The following is a 10,845-nucleotide window of genomic DNA, read 5'->3' as shown; positions in this document are numbered from 1 at the left end:
ACATGTTCGCCTACGAGATTCCCGCCGAAGAAGGCCTGCGCTGGTCGCGCCTGATCAATTCGCATCTCGCTTCCGCCGCCAAGGAGCAGCCGCGCTTCGTGCCGCTCGCCACCGTGCCGCTGCAGGACGGCGCCCGCGCCGCCGAGGTGCTGCGCGAGGCACATAGCAACGGCTTCAAGGGTGCGATGATCGGCACCCAGCCGAAGGGCAAAGGCGGCGTGCTCGACGATCCGTCGCTGGTGCCATTCTGGGAAGCCGCCGACCAGCTCGGCTCGATGATCTTCATTCACCCCGTGTTCGAGAGCGGCGACGACCGCGTCCACGACTACGGCATGGCCAACGCCGTCGGCCGCATCACCGACACGCTGATCGCGATCTCACGGCTGATCTATGCGGGCCACGTCACCCGCTACGGCAAGGCCAAGATCGTCGCCGGCATCGGCGGCGCGGCGCTGCCTTACGTGGTCGGCCGGCTGCGCCGCAACTACTCGCTCGACAAGGACAAGCTCGGCGATCCCGATGCGGCGCTGGCGGCGATGTACTACGACACGATCGTGCAGGATACCCGCGCGCTGCGCTACCTCGCCGACGTGGTCGGCGCCGACCGCATCATGATGGGCTCCGACATGCCGTTCCCGATCGGCGACCTCGCTCCGCTCAACATCGTCAAGGACACGCAATTCACCGACGCCGAACGCGCGTCGATCAATGGCGGTCTGGTCCAGAAGCTGCTCGGCCTGTGAGGACGTACCGATGAAGCTGGAAATCGGAGGCTCTGAGACCATCCCGGCATCGGTCGACGCGCTGTGGGTCGCGCTCAACGATCCGGTGGTGCTGACGCGCTGCATCCCCGGCTGCAAGACCATGACCGAGACGGCGCCCGACGCCTACAAGGTCGAGATGCAGCTACGCGTCGCTGCGGTCGGCGGCTCGTTCGAAGGCGAGATCAGCCTGCAGGACAAAGAAGCGCCGAAGATCTGCGGCATCAAGGTCTCGGGCGCCGGCACCCTCGGCCACGGCAACGGCATCGCGCAATTCGAGATCGAGCCGGACGGCGACGCTGCCAAGCTGATCTACAAGGGCACCGGCGAGATCGGCGGCCTCGTCGCCGGCGTCGGCCAGCGCATTCTCTCCAGCGTGTCGAAGCATCTGATCGGCCGGTTCTTCACGGCGCTGCGCAAGGAGTTCGAACAGCCGGTGCATGGAGCCGCCGAATGAGTGCGAAGCTCCAGCGGATAGAAGTCGAGCCGGGCGTGCAGCTCGCGGTGAGCGACTCCGGCGGCGACAAGCCGGTGCTGCTCACCAGCAACTCGCTGGCTGCTGATCTATCGATGTGGGACGAACTCGCGGACGGTCTCGGTGATCGTTTCCGTCTCGTGCGCTACGATACGCGCGGCCATGGCGGATCGGACATCGGATCGTCGGCGGTGACGATCGAGCGGCTCGGCCGCGATGTCATCGCCATCATGGACGCGCTCGGCATCAAGCAGGCGACGTTCTGCGGCCTGTCGCTCGGCGGCCTCACCGGAATGTGGCTCGGCGTTCATCACGGTGATCGGTTCGAGCGGCTGGTTTTCGCCAATACGGCGGCGAACTTTCCACCGGCCAAGATGTGGCAGGACCGCGCCGCCCAAGTGCGCAGTGGCGGCATGCAGCCGCTGGTGCAGCCGACGCTGGAGCGCTGGTTCACGGCGCCGTTCCGTCAAAGTCACCCCGAGCGCGTCGCCGCCGTGGGCGCCAGCATCACCGCGACGCCTGCAGTGGGCTACGCGGCCTGCTGTGAAGTCTTAGCGCAGACCGATCTGCTGCCGCAGCTCGGCAAGATAGATCGGCCGGTGCTGGTGATCAGCGGCGCGCACGATGCCTCGACGCCGCCGGCGCGCGGCGAGGAGATCGCCACGGCGATCCGCGGCGCCAAAATGACGACCCTGGAGGCCGCGCATGTTTCGGCGATCGAGGCCGCGGACGCGTTTACCGAAGAAATCAAAGCTTTCGCATCTCGATAACGAGAGCGTTTCATCAACACGAGGGAGGATATCATGAAGAAAGTCGCACTCGCACTGACGCTGATGTCCGCGCTGACGGCGGCGGGGCCATCCGTCGCCGCCGACCTGCCGAAAATCTCGATCGTCGTGTTCGGCGCGCCGTCGCTCGGCGCATTCTTCTCTCCGGTGATCAAGGGCCAGAAGCTCGACGAGAAGAACGGCATCGAGATCGATTTCCAGGAGCGCACGCCGGACGCCTACACGGCGCAGTTCAATTCCGGTGAGTTCAAGGTCGGCGGCAGCGCCGCGCTGCTCACCGTCGGCCTCGCCGACGTGCGCGGCGTCAAGGCGACCTATCTGTTCAACCTGTTCGACTATTGGGGCGCGGTGGTGACGTCGCGGCCGGACATCAAGTCGATCAAGGATCTCGAAGGCAAGGACCTCGCCGCCGCCAAGGGCACCACCAACTACGTGATGTTCGACTGGCTGGCGCGGCAGCTCGGCGCCGACACCAACAAGTTCTCGGTGATCAACACTGCGACGCCCGGCCTCGTCGGCTATGCGCTGGCCGACCGCGCCACCGCGGTGCAGCTGTGGGAGCCGGCCTACACCACGCTGCTGTCGAAGAAGCCGACGATCAGGACTCTCGATCTGCAGATCAAGCAGAGCTGGAAGAAGGCGACCGGCAGCACCAGCATTCCTTATCTCGGCCTCGCCGCGCACAGCGATTGGGCCGCGCAGCACAAGGACCTGATCCCGAAACTCTATGCCACCTACAAGCAGGCGGCCGACTGGGTCGGCGCACATCCGGATGAAGCTGCGACCCTGATCGCCGGCAAGGGCGGGCCCGAAGCCGCCAAGGCGATCGCCGAACTGATCCGCGCCAACGACCGGCTCGGCATGAACGTGACGCCAGCCGCGAAGCTGGCGAAGGAAATCAAGGCGGTCTACGCCGCCGGCAAGTCGATCGACTTCCTGCCGTCGATGCCGTCCGACGCCACGATCTATCAGGGGCCGACGCAATGACGGCGGCACAGGCACAGCTCTCCGGCATGAGCCGGTTCGGTGCGGCGGCGCTCCGCCGCACCGGCAGCTACGTGTTGCCCTTCGCCGTCCTCGCGGCGGCGTGGCAGTTCGCCTCGCTGTTCTTCCCGCCGTTCCTGTTTCCATCGTTGGTCGACGTGTTCTGGCGATGCCTCAGCATCGTCGGCGACTGGAGTCAGTTCTCCGACGTCGTCGCCACGGTGCTGCGCATTCTCGCCGGTCTCGCCGGCGCCTTCGCGATCGGCGCACTCTTCGCCGTGATGATGGCGCGCTCGCGCGCGGTGCACGATTTCCTGTCGCCGATCCTGACGCTGTTTCAGGGCATCCCGGCGCTGTCCTGGGTGGTGTTCGCCATCATCTGGTTTCACGGCATCGAGCCGCGCATCTTCTTCATCATGGTGATGACGACGCTGCCGGCGTTCTCGTTCCAGATCCTCGGCGCCTTGCAGGCGATGTCGCGCGATCTCACCGAGATGGTGATGAGTTTCCGGCCGACACGGCTGAAGCTGTTCCGCTCGATGATCATCCCGGCGGTGCTGCCGGACATCCTGACGGCCTGGAAGGTCAATCTCGGTAACGCGTCGCGCGTCGTCGTCGTCGCCGAACTGGTCGGCGCCACCGGCGGCGTCGGCTACGAACTGCTGCAGCAGCAGCAGGTGTTCGACATGGTGGGAGCTCTGGCATGGACGCTGCAACTCGTGTTCTTCGTGCTGATCGTGCAGGCAATCCTGACGCTGATCGAGCGCATCGCATTCCGCTATCGGGCGGTGTCGGAGCGGACGCTGTGAGCGCGGCAGGCGCCACCATGGCGATCCAGCTCGCCGGCGTGTCGAAAGTGTTCGGCAAGCCGGGCTCGGCCGGCGCTTACTTGGCGGTCGACAAGATCGATCTGCAGGTCGAGCAGGGCCAGATGCTGGCGCTGCTCGGCAAGACCGGCTGCGGCAAGAGCACGATCTTCAACATGGTGGCCGGCCTCACCGAGCCCACCGAGGGCCGCGTCACCGTCGACGGCCGCAATCCGTTCGGCGACTTCGACGCGTTCCGCGGTCGCATGGCGATCGTATTTCAGAACGATCGTCTGCTGCCGTGGCGCACCGCCGTGCAGAACGTCGAACTCGGCCTCGAAATCCTCGAGAAGAGCGCTTCCGAGCGGCGCGGCATCGCGATGAGCTGGCTGGAGAAGCTCGGCCTGCGCGGCCACGAGAACGACTATCCGCACGCGCTGTCGGGCGGCATGCGCCAGCGCGTCTCGATCGCCCGCGCCTTCGCCACCAACGCTAACATCCTGCTCTGCGACGAGCCTTTCTCCGCGCTCGACGAAATGACGGCGCGGCGCCTGCGCGGCGAATTCGTCCGGCTGGTGAAGGAGAACGGCAAGACGGCGATCTTCATCACCCACTCGATCAACGAAGCCCTCGAAATCGGCGACCGCATCATCGTGCTGAAGCGCCCGGCCACCATCGCGCTTGATATCCCGCACAAGGAAACCGACTTCCGCGAGCACGAAGAGGCGATCCGGAAACGGATTCAGGACGTGCTGGCGGCGTAGAGCCGCCGTCAGCAGCCGCTTCCTGCCGGGAATTCGACGGAGTTAGCGCTCTAGTTCCGAGCGTCAGGGCTCGCGCGCCCTCATTTTCAGCGGATCCGGACATGCCGGATTCGATCTTGCGACTACCTCTATCTCAAACGTAAATAGCCAATCGAAAGGTCGATGAATTCAACCGTCGCGCGAAGACGGACCCAATCAGGGAGGAATCGAATGTCGTCCGTCCAGGGAGCCGGCGCAGCCGCGACGACAGGCCATCCTCCGCAGATCAAGTCGCGCGTGGCCGCGATCTTCCGCACCACCAGCGGCAATTTCCTCGAACAGTTCGACTTCTTCCTGTTCGGCTTCTACGCCACGGCGATCTCGAAAGCGTTCTTCCCCACCGGCAACGAAGTGACGGGGCTGATGCTCACGTTCACGACGTTCTGGCTCGGCGCCCTGATGCGCCCGGTGGGCGCGATCGTACTCGGCGCCTATGTCGATCACATCGGCCGGCGCAAGGGACTGATCGTCACGCTCACCATCATGGCGATGGGCACGATCTTTATCGCGATCTGTCCCGGCTACGAGACCATCGGAATTCTGGCGCCGCTGATCGTGCTCGCCGGCCGGCTGCTCCAGGGGTTCTCGGCCGGCGTCGAACTCGGCGGCGTGTCGATCTATCTGTTCGAGATTTCGACGCCGGGCAATCGCGGCTTCTACACGTCGTTCCAGTCGGCCAGTCAGCAGGTCGCGATCTTCGTCGCGGCGCTGCTCGGCTACGCGCTAAATGCGATGCTCCCCGCCGCAGAGATCCTGGCCTGGGGTTGGCGCATTCCGTTCCTGATCGGCTGCATGATCATCCCCTTCATCTTCGTCATCCGCCGCTCGCTCGAGGAAACGCCGGAGTTTCTGGCTCAGAAGAAACATCCGTCGAGCGGCGAAATCCTGCGCTCGATGATGGCGAACTGGGGCATCGTCGTGCTCGGCATGCTGCTGACGGCGATGACCACCGTGACGTTCTACTTCATCACGGTCTACACGCCGACCTTCGGCAAGAACGTGCTGAAGCTGTCGGCGGCCGATAGCCTCTTGGTGACGCTGTTCATCGCCGCCTCGAACTTCGTCTGGCTGCCGATCGGCGGCGCGATCTCCGACCGCATCGGACGCAAGCCGATGCTGCTGAGCATGACGGCGATCGCCCTCGTGGCCGCCTATCCCAGTCTGACGTGGCTGGCGCACCAGCCCAGCTTCGCCAAGATGCTCAGCGTCGAGCTCGGGCTGTCGATGGTCTACGGCCTCTACAACGGCGCCATGGTGGCGGCCCTGTCCGAGGAAGTTCCCAGCCACGTCCGCACGACCTGCTTCTCGCTGGCTTACAGCCTGGCCGCAGCCCTGTTCGGCACATTCACGCCGCTCGCCGCCACCTGGCTGATCGACCGCAGCGGCGACACCGCGTCACCCGGCTATTGGCTGATGGCCGCCGCAGCGGCGAGCTTTGCGGCGACGCTGATCATCTACAACAGGGGCAAGGTGCCGGTGGCGGCTGAGGCGAGATGACGGAGAGCCTGTCACGTTCGCAAGCACGACAACGCGGTTCGGAAACGGTTTCTTCGATACGATCGTATATCAGGGCAAGGGCGCTATGGAGTGGTCGATCAAGACGCGACGCCCGCCCGCCAAGATCGCCAGCCGCCTTGCGGCCTCATCTTGTGCGGTGGCGCCGGGATCGACGAGAGGCGTTCAGCCGAGCTGCGCGCGGCAGGATCGATGCAGGCGAACGACTTGATCCGGTTCGTCGTCAATCGCGTCCACGATGGTCAGCCACTGGCAGGCAAGATCAGATCAGCCTGGGAAGGCATCCTGGAAGATGCAGGACTGGGTGATGACGTCGTGCGGCATTCATTACGGCACACGGCCGCAACCTGGCTCATGCAGGCCGGCGTCGATCTGTGGGAGGCAGCTGGTTGGCTCGGCATGACCGTTGAGCAGCTGGAGGCCAATTACGGCCGTCACCATCCAGACTTTCAAGAAGATGCGGCAGAGGCGTTCCAGACGAGGCGGTAGGTTGGGGATGCAACGGGCATCACTCAGGTTGGTCACTCAGCTCTGTGGAGGATTAGGCTTCCGCCGGATGTCACACGGCTCGATCCCCGGCCCCATAAAAAGACGAGGTGGATTGGGCACGGGTACGAGCTTCACCGGAGACTTTTGGTCGCCGCGATTGATCACGCACCAGTTTGGATTTTGGGTTGGGCTTTGCGATTCGTACCGGGTGCCGGGATCGAGCCACACGCATTCCCCCGGCTTGCAGGTGATCGCCAATACCGCAGCGACAAGATACTCGACCGTCAAAACCGCCCCCATCGCCGGCATTTCATTGCGAAGCCGAACGGGCAAAAATCTAAGGTATTGAAAATCTTGGTCGGAGTGGCAGGATTCGAACCTGCGACCCCTGCGTCCCGAACGCAGTGCTCTACCGGGCTGAGCCACACTCCGACAAGAGGCCGGCTTATAGCGCCCGACTTCGTCCTTCGCAAGCGTGCGAATTGGGGTATGAACCGGCCATGATGGCCGATCTGCCTACCCGGACCCTGCAAGCCTCGGACGATGCGACCGCGGAGGCCGCGCGCGCGCTGCGAAACGGCGGTTTGGTGGCGTTTCCGACCGAAACCGTCTACGGGCTCGGCGCCGACGCTGCCAATCCAAAGGCCGTGGCCAGGCTTTATGCCGCCAAGGGCCGACCTTCGTTCAATCCGTTGATCGCCCATGTCGACGGCCTGCCGGCGGCGGGTCGCCTGGCCGTGTTCAGCGCCGAGGCGCTAGCGCTCGCCCAGGCGTTCTGGCCGGGGCCGCTGACGCTGGTGCTGCCGAAGGCGCCCGGCTGTCCGGTGTGCGATCTCGCCACCGCGGGGCTGGACAGCGTGGCGCTGCGGCTGCCGGCGCATCCCGTTGCCGAAGCGATCCTGCGGGCCTTCGGCGGCGCCGTGGTGGCGCCGTCGGCCAATCGCTCCGGACATGTGTCGCCGACGCAGGCGGCGCATGTGGCGGAGGACCTGTCGGGCCGCATCGACCTGATCGTCGATGGCGGGCCGGTGCGGATCGGCGTCGAATCCACCATCGTCGGCTGCCTCGGCGCGCCGGTGCTGCTGAGGCCGGGCGGCGTGCCGCGCGCGGCGATCGAGCGCGTGCTCGGCCGGCCGCTGGGTGAGTCGCCTTCCGCTGCCGGCCATGCCGCGGACGCGCCGTTGGCGCCCGGCATGCTGGCGTCGCATTACGCTCCGGCCGCGCGGGTGCGGCTCGAGGCGCGCGAGGTCGGGCCCGGCGAGGCGCTGCTGGCGTTCGGACCGCAGACGTTGCCGGGCGCCGACCAGGCGAGCGCGGTCAGGAACCTGTCGCCACGCGGCGATCTTGTCGAAGCCGCCGCCAATCTGTTCGGCATGGTGCGCGAGCTCGACGGCATCGGCGCCAAATCAATTACCGTGATGCCGGTGCCGCGCCACGATCTCGGCGAAGCCATCAACGACCTTCTGGCCCGGGCTGCAGCGCCGCGGGGATTGAAACCAGACTGAGAACCTTGCAACGTCATTGCGAGCGAAGGGAAGCACTCCAGCTCAGTGCACGGAGCTGGATTGCTTCGTCGCTTCGCTCCTCGCAATGACGGGGAGAGAGCCCAAGATGAACATCAATACCCCCCTGCCCGCCGCCGTCCTGTCCCCCGAACTGATCGCGCGCTTCACCGCGATCGTCGGAGAGCGCCACGCGCTGACGGACGCGCGCGAGATCGAGGCCTACGTCACCGAGGAGCGCAATCTGTACCGCGGGCGTTCGCCGCTGGTGCTGCGGCCGGGCTCGACCGAGGAAGTCGCGGCGATCTGCCGGCTCGCGAGCGAAGCGCGCGTCGGCATCGTGCCGCAGGGCGGCAACACCGGGCTCGTCGGCGGCCAGACGCCGCTCAACGGCGAGGTAGTGATCTCGCTGAAGCGGATGGACAAGATTCGCGAGGTCGACACTTCGTCCAACACCATGACGGTCGAAGCCGGCGTCGTGCTGCAGACCGCTCAGGAAAAGGCCGACGAAGTCGACCGGCTGTTTCCGCTGGCGCTCGGTGCGCAAGGCAGCTGCACCATCGGCGGCAATCTCTCGACCAATGCGGGCGGCACCGCGGCGCTGGCCTACGGCCTCGCCCGCGACATGGCGCTCGGCGTCGAAGTGGTACTGGCCGACGGCCGCGTGCTGAACCTGTTGTCCAAGCTCAAGAAGGACAACACCGGCTACGATCTGCGCGATCTGTTCATCGGCGCCGAAGGCACGCTCGGCATCATCACCGCGGCGACGCTGAAGCTGTTTCCGAAGCCGCGCGCGGTCGAGACCGCGTTCGTCGGCCTGCAATCGCCCGAGGCCGCGCTCAAGCTGCTCGGCATTGCGCAAGCCGAAGCCGCGTCGTCGTTGACCAGCTTCGAGCTGATCGCCGAGATCGCGCTGGACTTCTCGGTGCGCCACGAAGGTAACCGCGATCCGCTGCAGAGCCGCTACCCGTGGTATGTGCTGATCGAGCTGTCGTCGCCGCGTGACGACGCCCGCGGTGCACTCGAGAGTATTCTGGAGCGCGGCATGGAAGACGGCCTGGTGGACGACGCCGCGATCGCGGCCTCGACGACGCAGAGCCAGGCGTTCTGGAAACTACGCGAGGACATCTCGCATGCGCAGAAGCCGGAAGGCGGCTCGATCAAGCACGACGTCTCGGTGCCGGTCGCCTCGGTGCCGCGCTTCATCGCCGAGGCCAATGAGGCCGTCGTCAAGCTGATCGACGGCTGCCGGCCGGTGCCGTTCGGCCATCTCGGCGACGGCAACATCCACTACAATGTCAGCCAGCCGATCGGCGCCGACAAAGCCGCGTTCCTGGCGCGCTGGCACGAGGTCAACACGGCGGTGTTCGACATCGTCCTCCGTCTCGGCGGCTCGATTTCCGCCGAACACGGCATCGGTGCCCTGAAGCGCGACGACCTGCCGGGCGTCAAGGACAAGACCGCCATCGAGCTGATGCGCACCATCAAGGCCGCATTCGATCCGCTCGGGATCATGAATCCGGGGAAGGTGCTTTAGAGTTACGACTGAGACGAGTGTCTTTGTGCCGTCATGCCCGGCCTTGTGCCGGGCATCCACGAAACCGCAAGGAGAACGTGGATGGCCGGGACGAGCCCGGCCATGACGGCGCGTAGTTATTAGAACAACGAGCCTTGCCCACTATCATCCGCCGTCAGCTTGGCGGGCGCCTTGGAGCGGGTCACTCGCTTGGCGGCAACAGGGACAACCGAAGGCGGTGCGGCCAGTTCAGCTTCGCTGATCGGCAATATCAGTTGCGCGTTGTCGTTGGCGACGCGGTTGACCTCGGTCGAGACCGGATGCCAGACGAACACGCCGTCGCGCGGCGGGCGCAGCAAGGCGGCGGCAGCGCCGAGGTCCTGCTCGTCGCCGTCGAGCCAGCGGCCGAAATCACCGTGCGGGATCGTGACTGGGACGCGGTCGTGCAGTTCGGCCATGGCCCCCGCCGCCGCGGTGGTGACGATCGCCACGGTGTCGAGCTCTTCGCCGTTGGGGCCGACCCAGGTCTCCCACAGCGCCGCAAAGCCGATCGGGCCGCCGTCCTTTGGATGAATGAAGTAGGGCTGCTTGCGCGAGCCGAGCGGCTTCCATTCGTAATAGCCGTCGGCCGGAACGAGGCAGCGCCGTCGCCGAATCGCATTGCGGAACGCCGGCTTCTCGAACACGGTTTCGGCGCGCGCATTGATCAGCAGCGTAAAAGTACGTGGGTCCTTGACCCATGACGGCAGCAGGCCCCAACGCATCAGCCGGAACCGGCGCGCGCCTTGATCGAGCATCACCACCGGGATCGGCTGGGTCGGGGCAATGTTGTAGCGTGACGGAAAATTAGGCTGATCGAGATAGCCAAAAGCTTCCCGGATTGCAGCCGGGGCCGAAGTGATCACGAAGCGCCCACACATCGACCAACCTGCCGCTTTCAGAGCCTGTTAACGTCGACCGATAAATATGACACCAATGGCTGCCAGTGAACCCCATGCCGCGCGATCGNNGTGTAAAAAGACGGCCAGTGCCGACGCCGACACCCGCGCCGCCATGCTGGTGGCCGCCAACATCAATCCGAATACCGGGCTGGCGACGGACTATCTAAATCACTTCAATGAAGCCGTGATGCTGCTCGAAATGATCCCCGACATGCCGGAATGTTCGGAGGATTTCCTGAGCTGGCAGCCGCTTCCTATGCGAACA

The 10,845-nt window shown here is 65.4% G+C and carries 11 protein-coding genes, 1 tRNA gene and 1 pseudogene; 11 read left to right on the top strand and 2 right to left on the bottom strand.

Annotated elements, in window-relative coordinates:
* The 8 genes from I5M_RS30850 to I5M_RS06060 all read left to right on the top strand — a co-directional run.
* Positions 1-743 (top strand): amidohydrolase family protein (locus I5M_RS30850; protein ID WP_022720584.1); only part of this gene is annotated, 743 nt, incomplete at its 5' end.
* 10 nt (positions 744-753) lie between these two features.
* On the top strand, positions 754-1,218 hold the full coding sequence (locus I5M_RS06090; protein WP_022720583.1) for a carbon monoxide dehydrogenase subunit G: 465 nt from the start codon (positions 754-756) through the stop codon (positions 1,216-1,218).
* On the top strand, positions 1,215-2,006 hold the full coding sequence (gene pcaD, locus I5M_RS06085) for a 3-oxoadipate enol-lactonase (protein ID WP_022720582.1): 792 nt from the start codon (positions 1,215-1,217) through the stop codon (positions 2,004-2,006). Before I5M_RS06090 ends, pcaD begins: the two co-directional genes overlap by 4 nt.
* 33 nt (positions 2,007-2,039) lie before the next feature.
* A complete protein-coding gene (locus tag I5M_RS06080; protein ID WP_022720581.1) occupies positions 2,040-3,011 on the top strand; it encodes an ABC transporter substrate-binding protein in 972 nt (323 codons plus the stop codon).
* Complete coding sequence (locus I5M_RS06075; RefSeq protein ID WP_022720580.1) at positions 3,008-3,817, top strand: ABC transporter permease; 810 nt, start codon at positions 3,008-3,010, stop codon at positions 3,815-3,817. The genes I5M_RS06080 and I5M_RS06075 overlap by 4 nt, the downstream gene beginning before the upstream one ends.
* Positions 3,814-4,578, top strand: coding sequence for an ABC transporter ATP-binding protein (locus tag I5M_RS06070; protein WP_022720579.1), 765 nt, complete (start codon positions 3,814-3,816; stop codon positions 4,576-4,578). The genes I5M_RS06075 and I5M_RS06070 overlap by 4 nt, the downstream gene beginning before the upstream one ends.
* A 210-nt stretch (positions 4,579-4,788) precedes the next feature.
* On the top strand, positions 4,789-6,114 hold the full coding sequence (locus I5M_RS06065; RefSeq protein WP_022720578.1) for an MFS transporter: 1,326 nt from the start codon (positions 4,789-4,791) through the stop codon (positions 6,112-6,114).
* 90 nt (positions 6,115-6,204) lie between these two features.
* Entirely contained in the window at positions 6,205-6,621 is a 417-nt protein-coding gene (locus tag I5M_RS06060) for a tyrosine-type recombinase/integrase (RefSeq protein ID WP_022720577.1), read from the top strand.
* Between the two features lie 355 nt (positions 6,622-6,976).
* Here I5M_RS06060 and I5M_RS06055 read toward each other — a convergent pair.
* Positions 6,977-7,053: transfer RNA gene (locus I5M_RS06055), tRNA-Pro, on the bottom strand.
* A gap of 71 nt (positions 7,054-7,124) precedes the next feature.
* On the opposite strand from I5M_RS06055, the gene I5M_RS06050 reads away from it, so the two are divergent.
* Entirely contained in the window at positions 7,125-8,126 is a 1,002-nt protein-coding gene (locus tag I5M_RS06050; protein ID WP_159103976.1) for an L-threonylcarbamoyladenylate synthase, read from the top strand.
* Positions 8,127-8,232: 106 nt separating this feature from the next.
* The gene (locus I5M_RS06045) at positions 8,233-9,660 is read left to right on the top strand and encodes an FAD-binding oxidoreductase (protein WP_022720575.1); all 1,428 of its coding nucleotides are present in this window, start codon (positions 8,233-8,235) and stop codon (positions 9,658-9,660) included.
* A 119-nt stretch (positions 9,661-9,779) separates the two neighbouring features.
* On the opposite strand, the gene I5M_RS06040 is transcribed toward I5M_RS06045, so the two are convergent.
* Positions 9,780-10,559 carry an SOS response-associated peptidase gene (locus tag I5M_RS06040; RefSeq protein ID WP_022720574.1) on the bottom strand — a complete coding sequence of 260 codons (780 nt, stop codon included), beginning with the start codon at positions 10,557-10,559 and terminating at the stop codon, positions 9,780-9,782.
* 55 nt (positions 10,560-10,614) lie between these two features.
* Here I5M_RS06040 and I5M_RS06035 point away from each other — a divergent pair.
* A pseudogene (locus tag I5M_RS06035) lies at positions 10,615-10,845 on the top strand (hypothetical protein); the annotation flags it as partial.

The organism is Rhodopseudomonas sp. B29 (assembly GCF_000333455.1).
Classification (GTDB): domain Bacteria; phylum Pseudomonadota; class Alphaproteobacteria; order Rhizobiales; family Xanthobacteraceae; genus Rhodopseudomonas.
Note: the sequence above shows the minus strand (reverse complement) of the source record. Positions and strands in the feature narration are given on the sequence as shown.